This window comes from Kushneria phyllosphaerae (assembly GCF_900312995.1).
GTDB classification, from domain to species: domain Bacteria; phylum Pseudomonadota; class Gammaproteobacteria; order Pseudomonadales; family Halomonadaceae; genus Kushneria; species Kushneria phyllosphaerae.
Genome location: NZ_ONZI01000005.1, coordinates 78,406 through 100,322, shown reverse-complemented (window position 1 = coordinate 100,322; position 21,917 = coordinate 78,406). Strand labels below are relative to the sequence as shown.

Here is a 21,917-nt window from a genome sequence, read left to right as displayed (position 1 = left end):
GAGGGATACATGACCCGCCCCATTAACATCCGAACATTGAACGAGCGACGCGCGGCGGGACAGCCCTTCAGCTGTCTCACCGCCTATGATGCCACTCTGGCCACTCTGGCAGACAATGCCGGCATTGACGTCTTGCTGATCGGCGATTCACTGGGCATGGTGTTACAGGGACACACATCCACCCTGCCGGTCACTCTTGAAGACATGATCTATCACACCCGGTGTGTTGCACGGGCCGGCACCTCCAGTCTGATCATGGCTGATCTCCCCTTCATGACCAATATCACAACGCCCCAGACCCTGCAGGCAGCCGGACAGCTGATGCAGGCAGGCGCGCACATGATCAAGCTCGAAGGCGAAGCCTGGCTTGCCGAGACCGTCACGGCCCTGGCACAGCGCGGTATACCTGTCTGCGTGCATATGGGATTGACGCCACAAAGCGTTAATGCGCTGGGCGGCTATCGCGTTCAGGGCCGCGACGATGATCAGGCCGAGGCCATGCTCAATGCCGCCATAACGCTGGAACAGGCCGGTGCCGGCGTCATCCTGCTGGAGTGTGTGCCATCCGAACTGGCAGGCCGCATCCGGGAGGCCCTCCATGTCCCGGTGATTGGTATTGGCGCAGGCCCCGACGTTGATGGACAGATTCTGGTCATGCACGACATGCTGGGCGCCACCACGGGACGAGCGCCGAGATTCGTCAAGGACTTCATGGCAGAATCCGGCAGTATCGAGGGCGCCTTCAGGGCCTATCATGAGGCGGTTACCACCCGCTGCTTCCCCGCCCCGGAACACTGCTTCTAAGTATGGACACCACACGGCATGCAAACGTTTGACGACATTAAAGCTCTTCAAAACACGCTGGCGGCATGGCGCCGCGAAGGCCATCGAATCGCCCTTGTGCCGACCATGGGCAACCTTCATGAGGGCCATCTAAGGCTGGTGGATGCGGCGCGACAGCACGCCGACCGCGTTGTGGCCACCGTCTTCGTTAACCCGCTGCAGTTTGGCCCTGACGAGGATCTGGATCGCTATCCACGCACACTTTCCGAAGACCAGCGGCTTCTGGCCGGGCGTGGCTGTGATCTTCTGTTTGCCCCCGGCGTTGACACTCTCTATCCCGAAGGACAGTCCTCTCTGACCAGGGTCATCGTCCCCCGGGTTTCGGAAGGGCTGTGCGGTGCCCATCGGCCCGGGCACTTTGACGGCGTGGCGACCGTGGTCAGTCTCCTTTTCAATCTGACCCGCCCCGATGTGGCCTGCTTTGGTGAAAAGGACTTTCAACAGCTGGCCGTCATTCGAAAGCTGGTGCGCGATCAGCACATGCCCATCGAGATTATTGGCGTGCCCATCGCCCGTGACCATGACGGACTTGCCCTATCCTCTCGCAATCGCTATCTGGATGAAGAGGCACGTGCTCAGGCAGGCCGACTTCATCAATGTCTTGTGGATAGCGCCCAACGCCTTGAGCAGGGCGACAATAGCGAGCAAGTGCTGGCAAAGGGACTACAACAGCTGCAACAGGCAGGATTTCAACCCGAGTATCTGGCGCTGTGCGATGCCACCACGCTGTGCCCGATCAGCACATGGCACCCCGGCGCGGTATTGCTGGCGGCGGCCAGACTGGGGAATACCCGGCTGATTGATAATCTGGTCCGGGCATCATGACAGAATGGCGATCCGCCCGGCCGAAGGATATGGCGGTGCTGACAGACTGGATCGACTCACCCGGAACGCTTGCGCAATGGGGCGGCCCTTTGGTGACATGGCCAGTCAGGGCTGAGGATCTATGGCAGCAGATCGAAGTGGCGTTTTTGCCATCCTTCGCTCTGGACGTGCATGGAGAACTTCAGGCCTTCGGGCAGCTGGCACCTCGAGAGAACATCACGACGTGGCATCTCTGTCGGCTGATTGTCGCCCCCCATCGACGTGGCCAACGGCTGGGCGAACAGCTATGCGATCATCTGGTCGCGCAAGCCATCAACCGGGGCGCTACGCGGGTAACGCTCAATGTCGCCACCGATAATCAACCCGCCCTTCGACTTTATCAACGACTCGGGTTTGCCAGTGCCGGGCCTGTCAGCGAGCGCGGCATTCAGCCCATGGCACGACAACTCTAAGCGCTTTTTGAGCGCACAAGAGATCTGTCCTTCGAGCACAAAAAAGGCCTGAACCCGATTAAATCGGTGTTCAGGCCCTGATACCAAAGGCACTTCTGCTTTTACGACAGCGTCAGTGTCACTGACGCTGCATACCGGCAGAAGTCTGGAAAATTACTCTTCCAGCGTGGCCTCAAAGGCTGTCTTTTCTTCTTCACCAACTTCCTTGATGGAGAGCTTCACACGACCTCGGTTGTCGATATCCAGCACCTTGACGGTCACCATCTGCCCTTCGCTGAGGAAGTCACGCACGTCATTGACGCGCTCGGGGACGATCTGGGAAATATGAACCAGTCCGTCAGTACCCGGCATGAAGTTGACGAAGGCGCCAAAGTCAGCAATGCGCACGACCTTGCCGCGATAGAGCTTGTTGATTTCGGCTTCGGCAGTGATGCCCATGACAGTATCCATGGCCTTTTGCGCGCCCGCCTTGGTCTCGGCATAGATACGCACGCTGCCATCATCATCGATATCAATCGAAGCGCCAGTGTCTTCGCAGATCTGGCGAATGGTGGCACCACCCTTGCCGATGACGTCGCGGATCTTTTCGGGATCGATCTTCAGACGGGCCATGGTGGGCGCGTGCTCAGCGACTTCGCCACGGCTCTGCGCGATCACGCGGTTCATCTCGACCAGGATATGCTGACGTGCATGGAAGGCCTGCTCCAGCGCCTTTTCCATGATCTCTTCATTGATCCCTTCGATCTTGATGTCCATCTGCAGCGCGGTAATACCGTCAACGGAACCCGCCACCTTGAAGTCCATGTCACCCAGGTGATCTTCATCGCCCAGAATGTCGGTCAAAACGGCAAAGCGATCGTTTTCCTTGACCAGACCCATGGCAATACCGGCCACCGGTGCTTTTAGCGGCACACCGGCATCCATCAGTGCCAGCGAAGAGCCACATACGGAGGCCATCGAGCTTGAGCCGTTGGACTCGGTAATCTCGGAGACCACACGAATCGTGTAGGGGAAATCATCGGCAGACGGCAGCATGGCGGCCACACCGCGGCGCGCCAGACGACCGTGGCCGATTTCACGACGCTTGGGAGAGCCGATGAAGCCGGCCTCACCTACGCTGTAGGGAGGGAAGTTGTAGTGCAGCATGAAGCGGTCATGGCGCTCGCCATTAAGGCCTTCAACCAGCTGCGCATCCCGTGTGGTGCCAAGCGTCGTGGTCACGATGGCCTGGGTTTCACCACGGGTGAAGATGGCAGAGCCATGCGTACGCGGCAGGGCACCGACTTCGATATCCAGCGCCCGTACGGTGGCGTGGTCACGACCGTCGATGCGCGGCTCGCCGTTAAGGACACGCTCACGCACGATACGCTTTTCGAGTTTTGCAAACCCTCCGCTGACATCTTCACTGCTGTAAAGAGCCGCGTCGCCTTCAGCCAGCTGCGCTTTCGCCTGTGACTTGAGCTCGCTCAGACGATCCTGACGCGCCATCTTGTCGGTGATGCGATAAGCCTCGCCGATGCCTGCCTCAAAACCGCTGGCCAGCGCTTCCTTGAGCGTCGAGTTTTCAGACTGGGGCTGCCAGTTCCATTTGGCCTTGCCACCTTCACTGACGAATTCGTTAATGGCCTTGATGGCCACCTGCATCTCTTCATGTGCAAACAGCACGGCGCCGAGCATTTCATCTTCGGAGAGCTCTTTCGCCTCGGACTCAACCATCAGCACGGCCTTTTCGGTGCCGGCCACGACCATGTCAAGTTCAGAACCCTGCAGTTCTTCCTGGGTGGGGTTGATGAAATAACCGCGCTCACCGGTGAAAGCCACGCGCGCCGCACCGATCGGGCCGGCGAAGGGCACACCGGAGATGGCCAGCGCTGCGGAAGTACCCAGCATGGCAGCGATATCAGGATCCTGATCGCGTTCTGCCGAGAGTACCGTGCAGACGACCTGCACTTCGTTCATGAATCCCTTGGGAAACAGCGGGCGGATCGGACGATCGATCAGACGCGATGTCAGCGTTTCCTTTTCACTGGGACGTCCTTCGCGCTTGAAAAAGCCGCCCGGGATCTTGCCGACCGAATAGGTCTTTTCCTGATAGTGCACGGACAGGGGGAAAAAATCCTGACCAGGCTTGGTGTCCTTGCGGGCCACGACCGTGCACAGCACGACGGTGTTGTCCATGGTGACCAGTACGCTGCCGGTAGCCTGACGTGCCAGACGGCCGGTTTCCAGCGTGACGCTGTGATTGCCGTATTGAAATGTCTTTTTAACCGCGTTCAATGCGTTGTCCTTTTCTCGTAAACCATTCATCTACTTTCAATGTCATCTTAAAATCAAACGCCCCAGGTGTCACTCTCACCAGACCGGCACAACAAAAAACAGGCGGCTCCCGAAGGGGAGCCGCCTGTCAGTTCGTACCGGAAAAGCGACGCAATCAGCGACGCAGGCCCAGACGAGAAATGATCTGCTGATAGCGATCAAAATTCTTGCGCTTGAGGTAGTCCAGCAGCTTGCGGCGCTGGTTAACCATGCGGATCAGACCACGACGCGAGTGATGGTCCTGCTTGTGATCCTTGAAGTGGCTCTGCAGTGTGACGATGTTGTCAGTCAGCAGGGCAATCTGAACTTCAGGCGAGCCGGTGTCGTTCTCAACGGTCGCAAATTCCTTGACGATTTCGGCCTTGCGTTCGGCAGTCAGTGCCATGTTACTTCTCCAGTCTAATATGCCTGAGCATTAATAAATGTCGAAGACCACGCATATTTGCAGTCTTCGCGAACCCTACCGGCGTTCGTCGGCAGTATTGATCAGCCGGCGAGGCGAACACTGCCCCGATCCACTGATGGTGACCACGCCCAAAAGGCCCTGGTCATGATAAAGCCTGGCAATGCTGCCTTCTGCCAGCTCAAGTGTCTCGAGCGCAATGGGCTGACCGTGCATGATGCGCCGCGCCCCTTCACTATCGGTTTCAAGCGCCGGGAGATGACCGATCAGTGCGTCAATGGGCAGCAGCCTTTCCAGACGCTGCTCATCGCTCATCGACTCAAGCTGCTCGATATCGAGCATGTCACTGCCATCAAAGGGGCCGGTTCTGAGCCGACGAAGCCCTTCAAGGTGTGCCCCACAGCCGAGACGTTCGCCAATATCCTCGGCCAGCGTGCGGATATAGGTGCCTTTGCTGACGCTGACATCCAGCGAAAAGCCCTGCGCATGTCGCGAGGTGAGCGCGATATCATAAATGCTCACACGTCTGGGTGCACGCTCAATTTCTCGGCCGGCACGGGCATGCTCATAGAGCGGACGCCCCTGATGCTTGAGCGCCGAGTACATCGGCGGCACCTGATCAATCTCGCCGAGAAAACCGGACAGTACGCTTTTAACCTCATTGTCAGGCAACGAGGGCACGGCACACTGCCGAATCACCTCGCCTTCACGATCCCCGGTGTCGGTGACGGCACCCAGACGGACATCGGCCAGATAACGCTTGTCGGCGTCCAGCAACCAGGACGAAAACTTGGTGGCTTCCCCCAGACAAATGGGCAGAAGCCCGGTTGCCATGGGATCCAGCGTGCCAGTGTGTCCCGCCTTCTGGGCCTGATAGAGCCCGCGCACCTGCTGCAATGCACGGTTAGAGGTCATACCTTCGCTCTTGTCCAGCAACAGCACGCCATCAATGGGGCGACCGCGACGTCGTCTTGCCATCAGTCGCGGTGCTCCGAGCCTTCCTCATCATCTTCCGGCGCCCGATCACGGTCGGACTGTACGGCGCGCTCAATCAGACTCGATAGCGCATGACCGCGAGTAACGGACTCATCGAAGTGAAAACGAAGCTCGGGCACATGCCGGAGCTTCATGACCCGGGCAATACGTGAGCGCAAAAAACCGCTGGCCCGCTTGAGCACGGCAAGGTTTTCACGGATACGCTCCGGATCGTTTTCACCCATCAGGGTGACGTGAACATCGGCATAGCCCAGATCACGACTGACATCGGCCGACGTGACCGTCACCATGCCCAGCCGGGGATCCTTGACCTCACGCTGGATAAGCTGTGCCAGCTCGTGTGCCAGCTGCTCGCCTACCCGATCCGTACGACTGAATTCACGCATGAATCGCTCCCTTCATGGGTGCAGCGCTCACAAGGAGCGCTGGACCTCGATCTGGTCAAAGACTTCGATCTTGTCGCCGACCTGGACATCATTGTAGTTACGTACCCCGATGCCGCACTCCATGCCATTGCGTACTTCGCTGACGTCATCCTTGAAGCGGCGCAGGGATTCCAGCTCCCCTTCGTAGATGACCACGTTTTCACGCAGGACACGGATACGCTTGTGACGGTGTACGTTGCCTTCTACCACCATACAGCCAGCGACAGCACCGATTTTCGGAGCACGGAAGACGTCACGAACCTCAGCCACGCCCACGATCTCTTCACGCCATTCCGGTGCCAGCATGCCGCTCATCGCCAGCTTCACCTCATCGATGAGATGGTAGATGACGCTGTAATAGCGCAGATCCAGCCCTTCGCGTTCGATGATTTCACGCGAGGAAGCATCGGCACGGACGTTGAAGCCAATCACGATCGCATTGGAGGCCACCGCCAGATTGGTATCGGTTTCGGTAATACCGCCGACACCAGAGGAGACCACGGCCACCTTGACTTCATCGGTCGACAGCTCTTCAAGCGCACCGCGGATGGCTTCGAGCGACCCCTGCACATCGGCCTTGAGTACGATATTGACCGTGGCAGTTTCGTCCTGACCCATCTGGCTGAACATGTTCTCCAGCTTGGCCTTCTGCTGACGTGCCAGACGCACTTCGCGGTATTTGCCCTGACGGAAGTTGGCGACTTCACGTGCCTTCTTCTCGTCAGCCAGCACCATGAAGTCGTCACCGGCTTCCGGCGTACCGCCCAGACCGAGGATTTCGACCGGCATGGAAGGCCCGGCTTCATCAACCTGCTTGCCCAGCTCGTTGACCAGCGCTCTCACGCGACCATAGTGGAGACCGGCCAGTACGACATCACCCTTTTTGAGGGTACCGTTTTGTACCAGTACGGTGGCCACCGGGCCACGACCGCGATCCAGACGGGACTCGACCACAACACCCTTGCCGGGCGCTTCGGGGACAGCCTTGAGCTCCAGCACTTCAGAGACCAGCAGGACGGCTTCCAGCAGTCCGTCGATGTTTTCGCCGCTTTTGGCCGAAACATGTACAAACTGGGTATCGCCACCCCACTCTTCCGAGATCACGCCGCGCTGTGACAGCTCGTTACGAACGCGGTCCGGATCAGCGCCGGGCTTGTCGATCTTGTTGACGGCCACGACCAGCGGAACGCCTGCTGCCTTGGCGTGCTCGATGGCTTCAACCGTCTGCGGCATGACACCGTCGTCGGCTGCGACCACCAGAATGACGACGTCGGTCGCCTGGGCACCACGAGCACGCATGGCTGTAAAGGCCGCGTGTCCCGGTGTATCCAGGAAGGTCACATTACCGTTTTCATGTTCGACGTGATAGGCGCCGATATGCTGGGTAATACCGCCGGCTTCGCCGGTGGCGACCTTGGTACGACGAATGTAATCCAGCAGCGAGGTCTTGCCGTGGTCAACGTGACCCATGACGGTAACGACCGGCGCACGCGTGATCTGTTCGCCTTCGTAGGAGATGTTCTCGAGCACTTCCGTTTCGAGGGCATCTTCCTTCACCAGTTTGGGCGTGTGCCCCATCTCTTCAACCACGATCGAGGCAGTATCCTGATCGATGGTCTGGTTGATGGTGACCGCTGCGCCCATCTTGAACATGGCCTTGATGACTTCGTTGGCCTTGATGGCCATCTTGTCAGCAAGATCCGCGATGCTGATGGATTCGGGAATGGCCACTTCACGCACGATATTTTGCACCGGCTTTTGAAAGCCATGTGCGTTATCGCTGCGACCGCTGCCGCCACGGCGACTGCCGCGACGCTGCTCGGCACGCTTGACCTTCTTGCCGCCACGCTTGCGTTCGTTGCGCTCGCTGCGCTCATCGGCATCGTCACGACGCTCGTCACGACGACCGCTGGCCGACTTGTCACCTTCACCACGACGGGGCGTGCGACGACTGTTATCGTTGCGCGGCTCGCGGGGCGGTGCGTTAACAGCAGGCGCGCCATCTTCTGAAGGCGCTGTAACAGCTTCTTCAACCGGTGCAGCCTTGTTGCTGGCCGGAGCGTCAGCTGCGGCAGTCGTCGGCTCGACAGCAGGTGTTTCTACCGCTGCCGCTGCCTCGGAGGCTGCCGGTGCTGACGTTTCGCTGGCCTGCTCGGCAGCCGGCGCCGGTTCCTGCTCGCCGGTTTCCTCATCGCCACGCTTGACGTAGGTACGCTTTTTGCGAACCTGCACCTCAATGGTCTTGTTGCGATCACCGGTGCGAATCTTGCTGCTGGTCTTGCGCGTCATGGTGATGCGGTTCTTGTTACCGCGTGCACCGGCACCGCCGTGACTCTTGGTGAGATAATCGAGCAGCTTCTGCTTGTCTTCTTCCGAGACCGCATCATTTTCTGCCTTGTGGGGCAGGCCTGCTTCACTCATCTGCTCCAGCAGGCGGCTGACATCACGCCCCACCTTGCCGGCAAATTCCTTGACTGTTGTTTCTGCCATTTATGACCTCCTGAGCCCGTGACCTGTCGCGATACGATGGATTATTCGAACCACGGCGCCCGGGCCGTCATGATCAGTGCCGCTGCGCGTTCTTCATCCATTCCCTCAATATCCTTGAGGTCTTCGATGGACTGCTCGGCAAGATCTTCCATGGTGATAATTCCTCGCCCGGCCAGCCGGTAGGCAAGATGCTGATCCATACCCTCCATTGAGAGCAGATCCTCGGCGGGCGCTGTGCCATCCAGTTCTTCTTCGGATTTAATGGCCAGATTGAGCAATTCATCCTTGGCACGCGCACGCAGCTCTTCGACCAACGACTCATCAAAGCCGTCGACTTCCAGCATCTCTTCCAGCGGGACATAGGCCACTTCTTCAAGAGAAGTAAACCCTTCTTCCACCAGCAGTCGTGCCATCTCTTCATCAACATCCAGATGATTGATGAAGTATTCGATATAGCTGTCGAGTTCCTGCTCGCGGCGTCCTTCGGCTTCCTCCTCCGTCATGACGTTGAGCGTCCAGCCTGTCAGCTCACTCGCCAGACGCACATTCTGTCCACTGCGTCCGATAGCCTGCGCCAGATTGTCCTCGCCAACGGCGACATCCATGGCATGAGTGTCTTCATCCACAAGGATGGAGGCCACATCAGCAGGCGCCATGGCATTGATGACCAGCTGAGCAGGATTATCGTCCCAAAGCACGATGTCCACACGCTCATTGCGAAGCTCGTTCGAAACGGCCTGAACTCTGGAACCACGCATGCCGACACAGGCACCGACCGGATCGATACGACGGTCGTTGGTCTTGACGGCAATCTTGGCTCGAGAGCCGGGATCGCGTGCAGCACCCTTGATTTCAATCAGCTGCTCCGAGATTTCGGGAACCTCAATGGTAAACAGCTCAACCAGAAACTCGGGGCGTGTCCGTGACAGAATCAACTGGGCACCGCGTGCTTCGGGATCCACGCGCCAGAGCAGGGCCCTGACACGCTCGTTGAGACGATAGCGCTCACCCGGAATCATTTCACCGCGTGGCAGGAAACCTTCCGCGTTGTCGCCAAGATCAATGATCAGGCCATCACGTGTGGTTTTCTTGACACTACCGCCTACCAGCTCGCCCTCACGTTCGGCGTACTGGCGTACAATTTCGGCGCGCTCGGCCTCGCGCACCTTCTGCACGATGACCTGCTTGGCCGTCTGGGCAGCAATCCGACCAAATTCGGCGGACTCAATCTGCTCTTCCACCACGGCACCCAGATCCAGCGGCTCATCGCGCTCTTCTGCGGCACCCAGCGGTATCTGGCGCGCCGAGGTGATGTAGTCTTCATCAGGCACGACCGTCCAGCGCCTGAAGGTGTCGTAGTCGCCGGTGTTGCGATCGATACGCACACGAATGTCGACATCCTTGCCTTCGTAGCGCTTGCGGGAGGCGCTGGCCAGCGCCGCCTCGACGGCTTCGAAAATAATGTCGCGGGGGACACCCTTTTCATTCGATATCGCATCGACGACCAGCAAAATATCCTTGCTCATGCCTGTGCCTCGCCAGAAAAGTCCTTGTTATCATCAAGCATCAGTTATCAAACCCGGGCACGACACGTGCCTGCTCAATGGTCTCGATAGGAAATCCATACTCTTCGTCGTTAAACTGCAGCAGCACCTCGTCACCTTCCACACCTGCCAGAAGCCCCTTGAAACGACGCTGCCCTTCAAAGGGCGCACGCAGCTTCAACGTAATCGTGTGACCGGCAAAACGGGCAAAATGTGACAGGGAATAAAGCGGGCGATCCATCCCGGGGGAGGACACTTCAAGCTGATACTGTCCGGGGAGAGGGTCTTCTACATCCAGAAGAGCACTTACCTGCCGACTGACATCGGCACAGTTATCCACACCAACACCATTTTCGTGTTCGATATAGACAACCAGCTTGGAATGCTTGCCCTGGGAGCTGAAATCGATGCCCCAGAGTTCAAAGCCGAGCGCTGCGACGGCGGGTTCTATCAGCGTATGCAGTGTTTCTTGCCTGGTTGGCACGACATGGCCTCCTGCAGTGGCATCAGGCACCTGAGCGAAAATACAGGAGAGCAGATGAGGTGACTGATGAGCGATCTTGTTGCGCTGTAACAAAAAGCCCCTTCAATGGAAGGGGCTTTTCGGGAAAAATTTCCATCCATTACGGCTGGATGGTAGCGGGGGCCGGATTTGAACCGACGACCTTCGGGTTATGAGCCCGACGAGCTACCAGGCTGCTCCACCCCGCATCAATAGCGCAATCAGTATAAGGACTTTGTCCTGCCGAATCAACATGATCCGTCTGTCGCGACTTGCAGTTCCGATGGTGCCGAAGGCGGGACTTGAACCCGCACGACCATAAGGTCACTACCCCCTCAAGATAGCGTGTCTACCAATTCCACCACTTCGGCTTTCGGATCGACAGAAAACTGCGTTCTGTCGTGCTCGACACCTTCTCTGTCGAACATGTGACAAAGCATCGCTTGAGCGAGCGCCTCATCACTGGCGCGAGATTATGCATCCCATGACATGATTCGTCAAGCGATGCGTAATCTCATACATCAATTACCGTTATTGCTGTCTGTAGAGGGGACGCTTAAACCGTCATCACCACTCTTTTCAGACGGCTGCTGAGCAGCGGGGGCGCGAGGTGCATCGTCGCCATCATCCAGACTCGGCGCGCTGCTGCGCTGCTGCTCGATCACCCTGGCATCAGGAATACCGCTCTGGGTGTCGCCGCCACGATCCACCACCCAGGCAAGGCCGAGTGAGGTCATGAAAAAAAGCGCTGCCAGTACTGCGGTCAGGCGTGCAAGCGTTTTGGAGGCGCCCTGCGAGCCCAGCACCGTTTGAGAGGCGCCGCCCCCGAAGGAGGCACCGGCTTCGGCCCCCTTGCCGCGCTGCAAGAGCACCAGCGCAATCAGGCTGATGGCAAGAAGGACGTGAATCAAAATGATGGCAACGTACATTTAATCAACCTGCTGCGTGACAAATCGCAATAAAGTCATCGGGTTTAAGCGAGGCGCCGCCTATCAGCCCCCCATCGATATCCGGCCGGGAAAGAAGGTCGGCAGCATTGTCAGCCTTCATGCTGCCGCCATACAGCAGACGCATGCTCTCTCCCAGAGCGAGATCCTTGTCTGACAACCATGACCGAATCATGGCATGAACCTGTTGCGCCTGATCGGGCGTGGCCGTACGGCCCGTACCGATGGCCCAGACCGGTTCGTAGGCAATGACCAGGCGTGAGCGTTCTTCTGCAGAAAGGGCGTCAATCACCGTACTGACCTGCCCCAGCACCACGGTCTCCACGCGGTCAGTTTCACGCTCTTCAAGCGTTTCACCCACGCACAGCACAGGCACCAGACCAGCACCAAGCGCAGCCTTCACACGCGCCAGTACGGCCTGATCATCTTCTGCAAACAGGGTACGACGCTCCGAGTGGCCCACCAGCACATACCTGACACCGCACTCTGCCAGCATGGAGGCACTGATTTCACCGGTGTAGGCACCTGATGATTCAGGATGAAGCGTCTGGGCACCAATTCCTGCCGAGCTTCCCGCCAGTATCTTTCCTGCCGACATGAGCAGCGTGAATGGCGGAATAATGGCGACATCCACGTCAGAGGAAACCCGGGCAGACGACAGCGCCTGCTTCATGGTCTCCAAAAGCGCCAGCGAACCATTCATCTTCCAGTTGCCGGCAATCAGTGGCTTACGCATGGTGACTTCTCCCTAGCCTGTCGGGAACAGGAAAGTATTGGTAGACGCCTCCGCAAGGAGGGCGATGTTAATGGAGCGATGGCGCGAACACAACCACGCCCCGTCTTCTTCAACCCTGGGCAGTTGTCATGCCCTGCTCGATTTCATCGGCGATTTTTTGTGCCAGCGCCTGAACATCAAAGCGCGGACGCCCTTCCACCATGACCCGGATCAGTGGCTCCGTGCCCGAGGGCCTGAGCAGGACACGCCCGGACTCGCCCAGCGTTTGCTCGACCTCTTTGACGGCGTTCGTCACAGGAGCGCTTTCCATCAGCGCCGTCTTGTCAATGCCGGGCACCAGACGCACATTGATCAACGCCTGCGGGGCCTTTTCCATTCCTTCCAGCAGTTCATCAAGGCTTCGCTCCTCGATCACCATGGTGGCCAGCACCTGCAGGGCAGACACAATGCCGTCACCGGTGGTCTGGGCATGACCGCACAGAATGTGTCCCGAGGACTCTCCACCCAGCTGCCAGTCACGCGCCAGCATCTGTTCGATGACATAGCGATCACCAACCTTGGCACGCTCGAAGGGGATACCCAACTCTTCCAGCGCTGTCGCCAGCCCGAAGTTGCTCATCAGCGTACCAACGACGCCACCGCCCAGCACGCCGCGACGCTGACGATCACGTGCAATGATATAGAGAATGTCGTCCCCATCCACGATGCGACCGGCATGATCCACCATGATCACACGATCACCGTCACCATCAAAGGCGATGCCGAGATCCGCGCCGGTCTCAAGGACCTTTTCGCGCATGACTTCAGGATGTGTGGAACCCACCTGCTGGTTGATGTTGAGACCGTCAGGGGTCACACCCAGCGTAATGACTTCGGCACCCAGCTCACGAAAGACATTGGGCGCGATGTGATAAGTGGCGCCGTTGGCGCAGTCGATAACAATTTTCAGACCATGCAGGCCAAAGCGATTGGGCACTGTCGACTTGCAGAACTCGATATAGCGCCCGGCAGCATCCTCGATACGTACGGCCTTGCCCAGCCTGTCCGGACCGACCGTCTCTTGAAGACCTTCAAGCTCACGCTCGATTTCATCTTCCAAAGCATCGGGCAGCTTGGTGCCATGCTGCGAGAAAAACTTGATGCCGTTATCCTGATAAGGATTGTGCGAAGCACTAATGACCACACCGGCGCTGGCCCGTAGAGTACTGGTCAGATAGGCAATACCGGGCGTGGGCATCGGCCCCAGAAGGGCCACATCCACTCCGGCTGCCGAAAAACCGGCTTCCAGTGCAGACTCGAACATATAACCGGAGATACGGGTATCCTTGCCGATCAGCACGCGCGCGCGGCGATTCTGGCGGGCAAAGACACGACCGGCAGCCCAGCCCAGACGCAGCATGAAATCTGCCGTAATGGGCGCCTGACCCACCGTGCCGCGAATACCATCCGTACCGAAATATTGTCTTGCCATTGCTATTAGCCTTCCTTGAGTACTGCACTGGTCATGCCAACGGCGTCAGCGCTGGCAGCGACATCATGTGTTCTGATAATCCAGGCGCCCTTGCTGACGGCAAGAGCTGTCAACGCCAACCCACCATAGAGACGTTCATCAACCTCGCGTGACAGCGCACGACCGATCATGCCCTTGCGAGAGGTACCGACCAGCAGGGGGTAGCCCAGATGCTGGAGATACTCTAGGCGATTCATCAGTCGCAGATTGTGCGCAAGCGTCTTTGCAAAGCCAAAGCCCGGATCAACCAGCAACCGATCGCCATCCATACCGGCACCGCGGCAGCGAGCGATCTGGTGCTCGAGAAATACAGCCACCTCCTCTTCAATGGGGCGTTCATATCGCGGGTCATTTTGCATGTTATCGGGCTCGCCCACCATATGCATGAGACAGACAGGCAACCCCGAGGCGGCGGCTGCCTCAAGCGCCCCCTGACGCCTTAATGAGCGAACATCATTGATCATGCCGGCCCCGGCTTTCGTGATGGCGGTCATCACTTCCGGCGCACTGGTATCCACCGAAACCAGCGCCCCCAGCTCATGGGTCAGACGCTCCACAATCGGCACCACCCGATCCAGCTCCTGCTGCACGCCAACAGGCGTGGCTCCGGGCCGAGTGGATTCTCCTCCCACATCGATGATATCGGCACCCTCACGGAGCATCTCTTCGGCACGACGCAGGGCCGCATCGCCCAGAGCATGCTTTCCACCGTCGGAAAAGGAGTCCGGCGTGACATTGAGAATGCCCATGACATGGGGCCTGTCACGGGACAGCCGGTGGCGCTCGCCGCACGACATGAAAGTAGCTTCTTTCGACATGATGATTCCTGAAACCCGAACTGACGACCTGTCATTGTAAGCAGTGGATATAAAAAAACCGCCCCGGAGGGCGGTCATGATACGTAAAACAAAGGTTAATGTCCGGAGGAACCGCCCAGCGGGTCAGAGGGACGGCGCCGCGTATCGTCAGCACTGTCGCCATCCTCCGGGTCTTCCACCGGACGCACATCCGAGGGACTGGTGTCGGGCACACCCAGACCACCGCTCGGACCGCTACTGCCGGGCTCCTTCGGCGGACGCGGATCACGGCCTTCCATGATGTCGTTGATCTGGTCGGCATCAATGGTTTCAAACTTGATCAGGGCATCGGTCATCGCGTCCAGCTTGTCACGATTGTCATGCAGGATCTGTTCGGCCTGCTGGTAGCACTCGTCGATGATGCGACGAATTTCGCGGTCCATCCTTGAGGAGGTTTCTGCCGAAGTGAACTTGCTGCCTCCGCCGCCCGGGCCACCCAGGAACTGATGTGACTCATCCTCGTCATACATCAGCGGGCCCATCTCCTGCGATAGCCCCCACTTGGCCACCATGTTGTGGGCCAGCTCGGTGGCACGCTTGATATCATTGGAAGCCCCCGTGGTCACACCATTGGGCCCCAGCGTCATCTCTTCAGCGATACGGCCGCCAAACAGCGAACAGATCTGGCTGATGATCTGTTGACGCGTATAGCTGTAACGATCCTCGGTGGGAAGGAACATGGTCACACCCAGCGCCCGTCCGCGAGGAATGATGGTGACCTTGTAGACGGAGTCATGTTCCGGCATCAGCAGGCCGATGATGGCGTGACCCGCCTCATGATAGGCCGTGTTACGTTTTTCCTTTTCAGACATGACCATCGAGCGCTTCTCGGCACCCATCATGATCTTGTCCTTGGCCATTTCAAGCTCGGCCATGCCAATCAGGCGACGGTTCTTGCGGGCAGCGAAAAGGGCAGCCTCGTTGACCACGTTAGCCAGTTCGGCCCCTGAAAAGCCAGGCGTTCCCCGTGCAATCATCTCTGGTTTGACGTCATCGGCCAGCGGCACCTTGCGAAGGTGCACACCCAGAATATGTTCACGACCCCGGATATCGGGCAGACCGACTGTCACCTGACGATCAAAACGGCCCGGACGCAACAGGGCAGGATCAAGCACATCAGGACGGTTGGTGGCGGCAATGATGATAATGCCTTCATTGGCTTCAAAGCCGTCCATTTCGACCAGCAGCTGGTTCAGTGTCTGCTCGCGTTCGTCATGACCACCGCCCATGCCGGAGCCACGCGAACGGCCCACGGCGTCGATTTCATCAATGAAGATGATGCAGGGCGCCTGCTTTTTGGCCTGCTCGAACATGTCACGCACTCGAGAGGCACCGACACCCACAAACATTTCAACAAAGTCAGAGCCCGAAATGGTGAAAAACGGGACCCGAGCCTCACCGGCAATAGCCTTGGCCAGCAGGGTCTTACCCGTCCCGGGCGGCCCTACCAGCAGTACGCCGCGTGGAATCTGGCCACCAAGACGCTGAAATTTGGAGGGGTCCTTCAAAAAGTCGACCAGTTCCTCGACTTCTTCCTTGGCTTCGTCACACCCGGCCACATCCTTGAAGGTTGTCTTGACCTGTTCGTGTGACAGCAGCTTGGCCTTTGACTTGCCAAAGCTCATGGGACCGCCCTTGCCGGCACCCCCACCCTGCATCTGTCGCATAAAGAACAGGAAGATGCCAAGGATAAGCAGTATGGGGAAACTGGCGATCAGCAAGCGAGACCAGATACTCTGCTGGTCGGGTTTCTTGCCTACCACGGTCACGTTGTTGCTGAGCAGATCGTCCATCAGGCGCGGGTCTTCTGCAGACGGCCTGATGGTCTGAAAGCTGGAGCCATCATCGCGCTCACCACGAATATCGTAGCCATCGATGGTGACCTGACGGATCTGTTTGTTTTGCACCTGCTCGACAAACTGGGAATAGTTCATCGCCTGCGGCGAATTATCGACGCTGAAGTTATTGAATACCGTCAGCAGTACCGCTGCGATAATCAACCATAGGATCAGATTCTTGGCCATGTCGTTCAAGGGGACACCCTCACTACGTGATTCTGCCTGCCAGGCGTGGCCCGGTATGTGTCGGATAGCTTGGGGCGCGGCCTGTCGATTGCAAGCTCATGTGCGAAAACCGCGACCCAGCAGATATACTTCCCGCAATCCTGGATGCGAGGCATCTGGTTTGCGAGTCACTAACTTATCGAACCGGAGACGCATTTCCTTTAGATACTGATCAAAACCCTCACTCTGGAAGATCCTGGTCAGAAAATCGCCACCCGGCATCAGCCATTGCTGAGCCATATCAAGTGTCAGCTCTACAGGATACATGACTCAGTGCTGATCAATGGCTATCTGCCCACTTAAATTGGGCGCCATGTCTGACAGCACAACGTTGACATGTCGATTGCCAAGCGCCTCGAGCATAGCATGCAGCGTGCCTTCTTCAGTAAAGTCACCCTGAATGAAATCCATGCCCGCAATGGCATCCATCTCGAGGATATCAGTGGCGATCACCTGCCCCTGATGCCCTGCGCGCGCCATAGCCACCTGACGCCACCTGCCCGGAGCGGCGCCCGGGTCGACCACACTCATGTCCGGCGCAAATAGCCGATCGCGATCATCGATTTCAAGTAGCTTGTCACTGGTACGGGAGCAATAGCCATCCGCCCAGCTGCAACTTGCCCGGATATCATCAAAGCGTGCCTTCATCCAGCTGTTGTCGGCTGAAGCCTTCTTGCCGGCAGCCGGCTTTTTGAAGCGTTTCACGTTAACTTCCGAAGAAAGGGATTGCCGTGCTACAGCGATCAAACACCAGCACGATCATAGGAAAGAACACTGAACGTGATACAACCGTTGGCGCCACTGCCGTCGTGTGGAGTAAGATGATTGCACATGAAAAAGGATCGAGAGTTTTCAACATATCATGAGCCTTACAGCGGCACAAAAGAAAACCCTGCGTAGCGTCGGCCATATCCTTAATCCGGTTGTCCGGATCGGTGACAAAGGCCTGACCGAGGGTGTTACGGGTGAGCTTGAACGAGCACTCACCGACCATGAACTGATCAAGATCAGCATCGCCGGCGCAGAGCGCGACGAGCGGGCCGAGATTATTCAACACTTACTGGAGCAATCAGGCGCCGAACTGGTACAAAGCATCGGCAAGACTGCCCTGCTTTATCGCCACAATCCCAAGGCCGACCCCAGGCTTTCCAACGTGGCACGCTATACGCAGTAATCGCCACAAAGCGTTGACGGCCCACGCCGATGATCTGAATGCAAAAAGCCCCCGACGCTGTCGGGGGCTTTTTTATAACGGGCAATATGGCGCTGATCAGCCCACGTGCTCGACGCTGTCAATTTCATATTCGACATCGCCGCCGGGCGTTCGCACATTGACGACATCCCCTTCGGATTTGCCCACCAGCGCACGCGCGATGGGAGAGTTTACCGAAATCTTGCCGTCCTTGATGCTGGCCTCGTCTTCACCAACGATGCGATAGGTCACTTCCTCATCGGTATCGAGGTTTAAAAGTTTGATCGTGGTGCCAAAGATGACCTTGCCGGTATGCGGCACCTTGGTGACATCAATGACCTGAGAATTGGACAGACGCGACTCGATTTCCTGAATCCGCCCCTCGATAAACCCCTGCTGCTCACGCGCGGCGTGATACTCCGCATTCTCCTTGAGATCGCCGTGCTCTCGCGCCTCGGCAATGTCTGCAATCACGCGCGGGCGATCAACACCCTTGAGCTGGTTAAGCTCTTCACGCAGGGCCTTCTCACCCTGCACTGTCATCGGAACCCTGGTCATGCCGTTACACTCGTATGGAGTTCCTGAAGTCGCCGCACGGTAACCTCGTTACCATACTCAAGCGCCATACACACGGCACGCGCCCCGGCCAGGGTCGTGGCATAGGGCACCTTGTGTGACAGCGCCGAGCGGCGAATCATGGAAGAATCGTTAATGGCCTGCCGCCCCTCGGTCGTGTTCACGATGTAGGCAACCTCATCGTTTTTGATCATGTCGACAATATGGGGACGGCCTTCAAACACCTTGTTGACCGCAGTGACCGGCAGACCCGCAGCTTCGATGGCCTGCGCCGTGCCCTGTGTCGCGATCAACGTAAACCCTAATGTTAACAGAGAACGGGCCACGTCAATAACGCCCTCCTTGTCCGGATCACGAACAGAGAGAAACGCCTGGCGGTCACCACTGAGTGCAGGAATGGCCTCTCCCGCGCCCAGCTGCGCCTTGTAGAACGCTTCGGCGAAGGTCGTGCCGGTCCCCATGACCTCACCGGTCGACTTCATTTCCGGCGTCAGGATCGGATCCACGCCCGGGAACTTGTTGAAGGGGAAGACCGCTTCCTTGACGCTATAGAAGTTCGGAATGTGCTCACGGGTAAACTCAAGCTCTGCCAGCGTCTTGCCGGCCATGACGCGCGCCGCCAGCTGGGCCAGCGAGCGGCCGATGCACTTCGAGACAAATGGCACGGTACGCGAGGCGCGCGGATTGACCTCGATGACATAGACCTCGCCATCCTGCCAGGCCAGCTGCACGTTCATCAGGCCCACCACGTTAAGCTCCAGCGCCATGCGCTGCACCTGATCACGCATGCGATCCTGCACTTCACCCGGCAGCGAATAAGGCGGCAGCGAGCATGCCGAGTCCCCGGAGTGAACCCCGGCCTGCTCGATATGCTGCATGATGCCGCCAATCACGACCTCCTTGCCGTCACTGATGGCGTCAATGTCCACTTCGATGGCGGCATTGAGGAAGTGATCCAGCAGTACCGGCGAATCATTGGAGACCTTGACCGCATGGGTCATGTAGTTCTCGAGTTCGTCAGCGGAATAAACGATCTCCATGGCGCGCCCACCCAGCACGTAGGACGGGCGCACCACCAGCGGATAACCGATTTTGGCGGCCTTGACGAAGGCATCTTCAAAACTGCGCGCCGTCGCATTGTGAGGCTGCTTGAGACCGAGTTTTTCGATCATCTGCTGAAAGCGCTCACGATCCTCGGCACGATCGATCGCATCCGGCGAGGTACCGATAATGGGTACCCCGGCCGCCTCCAGATCACGCGCCAGCTTCAGCGGCGTCTGGCCACCGAACTGCACAATGACCCCCACCGGCTTTTCCTTTTCGACAATCGCCAGCACATCCTCAAGCGTTACCGGCTCGAAGTAGAGGCGATCGGACGTGTCATAGTCGGTCGAGACGGTTTCAGGGTTACAGTTGACCATGATGGTCTCATAACCGTCTTCGCGCATGGCGAGTGCGGCATGGACGCAGCAGTAGTCAAACTCGATACCCTGACCGATCCGGTTGGGGCCACCGCCCAGCACCATGATCTTCTGGCGATCGCTGGGGTTGGCCTCGCACTCTTCTTCATAGGTGGAGTACATGTAGGCTGTTGATGTCGCGAACTCGGCCGCACAGGTGTCGACCCGCTTGAAGACCGGACGCACATCCAGCGCATGACGACGCTCCCTGAAGGCCTTTTCACTGACACCAATCAGCCGTGCCAGACGTGCATCCCCAAAGCCGCGACGCTTGTAGAAATAGACCTGCTTGCGACTGAGATCATTCAGGGAGGCCTTGGCGATCTGGCCTTCCAGAACCATCAGCTCCTGAATCTGGATCAAAAACCAGCGATCGATTTTGGTGAAGTTGAAGACTTCATCCAGCGACAGGCCGGCCCTGAAGGCGTCGGCCACAAAAAAGATCCGGTCAGCGCCCGGACGCTGCAGCTCACCCTGCATCAGCTGACGCGACGCCTCATCGAAATCGACAAGCTTCGGATCCAGCCCATCGACCCCGATTTCCAGACCGCGCAGCGCCTTTTGCAGCGACTCCTGGAAGGTGCGCCCGATGGCCATGACCTCGCCCACCGACTTCATCTGGGTGGTCAGACGATCGTTCGCCTGTGGGAACTTCTCGAAGGTAAAGCGCGGAATCTTGGTCACGACATAGTCGATGGCCGGCTCAAATGAGGCAGGTGTGGCACCGCCGGTAATGTCGTTTTGCAGCTCATCCAGCGTATAGCCCACGGCCAGCTTGGCTGCGACCTTGGCGATCGGGAAACCGGTCGCCTTGGACGCCAGTGCCGAGGAGCGAGAGACGCGCGGATTCATCTCGATAACCACCATGCGCCCGGTATCCGGGTCCACGCCAAACTGCACGTTGGAGCCGCCGGTCTCGACGCCGATTTCCCGCAGTACCGCCAGCGATGCATTACGCATGATCTGGTACTCTTTATCGGTCAGCGTCTGCGCCGGTGCCACGGTAATGGAGTCACCGGTGTGCACGCCCATCGGATCGAAATTTTCGATCGCACATACAATGATGCAGTTGTCGTTTTTATCCCGCACGACCTCCATCTCGTACTCTTTCCAGCCCAGCAGCGACTCATCAATCAGCAGCTCATGGTTGGAAGAGAGCTCAAAACCGCGATGGCAGATCTCTTCAAACTCTTCCCGGTTGTAGGCCACGCCGCCACCGGAGCCGCCCATGGTATAGGACGGACGAATGATGCAGGGAAAGCCCAGCTCGGACTGGATTTCCCAGGCTTCCGGCATCGAGTGCGCCACCTTGGCCTTCGGGCACTCAAGACCGATGTTTTTCATCGCCTTGTCAAAAAGGTCACGGTCTTCGGCCTTTTCAATGGTCTTGGCATTGGCACCGATCAGCTCGACGCCGAACTCATCAAGAATGCCGCGGCGGTCGAGTTCAAGCGCACAGTTGAGCGCGGTCTGTCCGCCCATGGTCGGCAGCACCGCATCGGGACGCTCACGCTCGATAATGCGCGCAACGGTCTCCCAGGTGACCGGTTCGATATAGGTCGCATCCGCCATGACCGGGTCGGTCATGATGGTCGCCGGATTGGAGTTGACCAGAATGACCCGGTATCCCTCCTCACGCAGCGCCTTGCAGGCCTGGGCGCCGGAATAGTCGAATTCACAGGCCTGGCCGATAACGATGGGGCCAGCGCCAATGATCAGAATGCTTTTCAGGTCGGTACGTTTTGGCATGACGATTTCACTGCGTCGAAAAATGGGATGC

At 58.1% G+C, this 21,917-nt stretch carries 18 protein-coding genes, 2 tRNA genes and 1 pseudogene; 4 read left to right on the top strand and 17 right to left on the bottom strand.

Annotated features, from left to right (window positions below):
- Positions 1–9 precede the first annotated feature (9 nt).
- The 3 genes from panB to KSP9073_RS16650 are packed head-to-tail and all read left to right on the top strand — an operon-like array spanning position 10 to position 2,120.
- Positions 10–804, top strand: a complete 795-nt coding sequence (gene panB, locus KSP9073_RS16660) for a 3-methyl-2-oxobutanoate hydroxymethyltransferase (RefSeq protein WP_108844101.1) — start codon at positions 10–12, stop codon at positions 802–804.
- Between the two features lie 18 nt (positions 805–822).
- Positions 823–1,668 (top strand): pantoate--beta-alanine ligase, encoded by an 846-nt coding sequence (gene panC / locus KSP9073_RS16655; RefSeq protein ID WP_108844100.1) that lies wholly within the window; start codon positions 823–825, stop codon positions 1,666–1,668.
- Complete coding sequence (locus tag KSP9073_RS16650; protein ID WP_108844099.1) at positions 1,665–2,120, top strand: GNAT family N-acetyltransferase; 456 nt, start codon at positions 1,665–1,667, stop codon at positions 2,118–2,120. Before panC ends, KSP9073_RS16650 begins: the two co-directional genes overlap by 4 nt.
- Before the next feature lie 153 nt (positions 2,121–2,273).
- On the opposite strand, the gene pnp is transcribed toward KSP9073_RS16650, so the two are convergent.
- The 15 genes and pseudogenes from pnp to KSP9073_RS16575 form a co-directional block, all read right to left on the bottom strand.
- Positions 2,274–4,427 carry a polyribonucleotide nucleotidyltransferase gene (gene pnp, locus KSP9073_RS16645; RefSeq protein ID WP_108844098.1) on the bottom strand — a complete coding sequence of 718 codons (2,154 nt, stop codon included), beginning with the start codon at positions 4,425–4,427 and terminating at the stop codon, positions 2,274–2,276.
- A gap of 124 nt (positions 4,428–4,551) precedes the next feature.
- Entirely contained in the window at positions 4,552–4,821 is a 270-nt protein-coding gene (gene rpsO, locus KSP9073_RS16640; RefSeq protein ID WP_108844097.1) for a 30S ribosomal protein S15, read from the bottom strand.
- Between the two features lie 75 nt (positions 4,822–4,896).
- Entirely contained in the window at positions 4,897–5,817 is a 921-nt protein-coding gene (gene truB / locus KSP9073_RS16635) for a tRNA pseudouridine(55) synthase TruB (protein WP_108844096.1), read from the bottom strand.
- On the bottom strand, positions 5,817–6,221 hold the full coding sequence (rbfA, locus tag KSP9073_RS16630; protein WP_108844095.1) for a 30S ribosome-binding factor RbfA: 405 nt from the start codon (positions 6,219–6,221) through the stop codon (positions 5,817–5,819). Before rbfA ends, truB begins: the two co-directional genes overlap by 1 nt.
- Positions 6,222–6,248: 27 nt before the next feature.
- Positions 6,249–8,750, bottom strand: a complete 2,502-nt coding sequence (infB, locus tag KSP9073_RS16625; RefSeq protein ID WP_108844094.1) for a translation initiation factor IF-2 — start codon at positions 8,748–8,750, stop codon at positions 6,249–6,251.
- Between the two features lie 41 nt (positions 8,751–8,791).
- A complete protein-coding gene (gene nusA / locus KSP9073_RS16620) occupies positions 8,792–10,276 on the bottom strand; it encodes a transcription termination factor NusA (protein WP_108844093.1) in 1,485 nt (494 codons plus the stop codon).
- Positions 10,277–10,316: 40 nt separating this feature from the next.
- Positions 10,317–10,778 carry a ribosome maturation factor RimP gene (gene rimP, locus KSP9073_RS16615; RefSeq protein WP_108844120.1) on the bottom strand — a complete coding sequence of 154 codons (462 nt, stop codon included), beginning with the start codon at positions 10,776–10,778 and terminating at the stop codon, positions 10,317–10,319.
- A gap of 150 nt (positions 10,779–10,928) precedes the next feature.
- Positions 10,929–11,005: transfer RNA gene (locus KSP9073_RS16610), tRNA-Met, on the bottom strand.
- 75 nt (positions 11,006–11,080) lie between these two features.
- Positions 11,081–11,167: transfer RNA gene (locus tag KSP9073_RS16605), tRNA-Leu, on the bottom strand.
- Between the two features lie 150 nt (positions 11,168–11,317).
- Positions 11,318–11,725 (bottom strand): preprotein translocase subunit SecG, encoded by a 408-nt coding sequence (gene secG, locus KSP9073_RS16600; RefSeq protein WP_108844092.1) that lies wholly within the window; start codon positions 11,723–11,725, stop codon positions 11,318–11,320.
- 4 nt (positions 11,726–11,729) lie between these two features.
- Positions 11,730–12,479: a triose-phosphate isomerase gene (gene tpiA / locus KSP9073_RS16595; RefSeq protein ID WP_108844091.1), complete on the bottom strand. Its 750-nt coding sequence runs from the start codon at positions 12,477–12,479 to the stop codon at positions 11,730–11,732.
- 109 nt (positions 12,480–12,588) lie between these two features.
- Positions 12,589–13,950, bottom strand: coding sequence for a phosphoglucosamine mutase (gene glmM / locus KSP9073_RS16590; protein WP_108844090.1), 1,362 nt, complete (start codon positions 13,948–13,950; stop codon positions 12,589–12,591).
- A 5-nt stretch (positions 13,951–13,955) separates the two neighbouring features.
- Entirely contained in the window at positions 13,956–14,807 is an 852-nt protein-coding gene (folP, locus tag KSP9073_RS16585; RefSeq protein WP_243409276.1) for a dihydropteroate synthase, read from the bottom strand.
- Between the two features lie 95 nt (positions 14,808–14,902).
- The gene (gene ftsH, locus KSP9073_RS16580) at positions 14,903–16,879 is read right to left on the bottom strand and encodes an ATP-dependent zinc metalloprotease FtsH (protein ID WP_108844089.1); all 1,977 of its coding nucleotides are present in this window, start codon (positions 16,877–16,879) and stop codon (positions 14,903–14,905) included.
- Positions 16,880–16,966: 87 nt separating this feature from the next.
- Positions 16,967–17,557: pseudogene (locus KSP9073_RS16575) on the bottom strand (RlmE family RNA methyltransferase).
- A 214-nt stretch (positions 17,558–17,771) separates the two neighbouring features.
- Between KSP9073_RS16575 and yhbY the strand changes: the two are divergent.
- Positions 17,772–18,083: a ribosome assembly RNA-binding protein YhbY gene (gene yhbY / locus KSP9073_RS16570; RefSeq protein ID WP_108844088.1), complete on the top strand. Its 312-nt coding sequence runs from the start codon at positions 17,772–17,774 to the stop codon at positions 18,081–18,083.
- Positions 18,084–18,179: 96 nt separating this feature from the next.
- Here the strand turns inward: yhbY and greA are convergent, their stop codons facing one another.
- Positions 18,180–18,659 carry a transcription elongation factor GreA gene (gene greA / locus KSP9073_RS16565; RefSeq protein ID WP_108844087.1) on the bottom strand — a complete coding sequence of 160 codons (480 nt, stop codon included), beginning with the start codon at positions 18,657–18,659 and terminating at the stop codon, positions 18,180–18,182.
- On the bottom strand, positions 18,656–21,886 hold the full coding sequence (carB, locus tag KSP9073_RS16560) for a carbamoyl-phosphate synthase large subunit (RefSeq protein ID WP_108844086.1): 3,231 nt from the start codon (positions 21,884–21,886) through the stop codon (positions 18,656–18,658). Before carB ends, greA begins: the two co-directional genes overlap by 4 nt.
- Between the last annotated feature and the right edge of the window lie 31 nt (positions 21,887–21,917).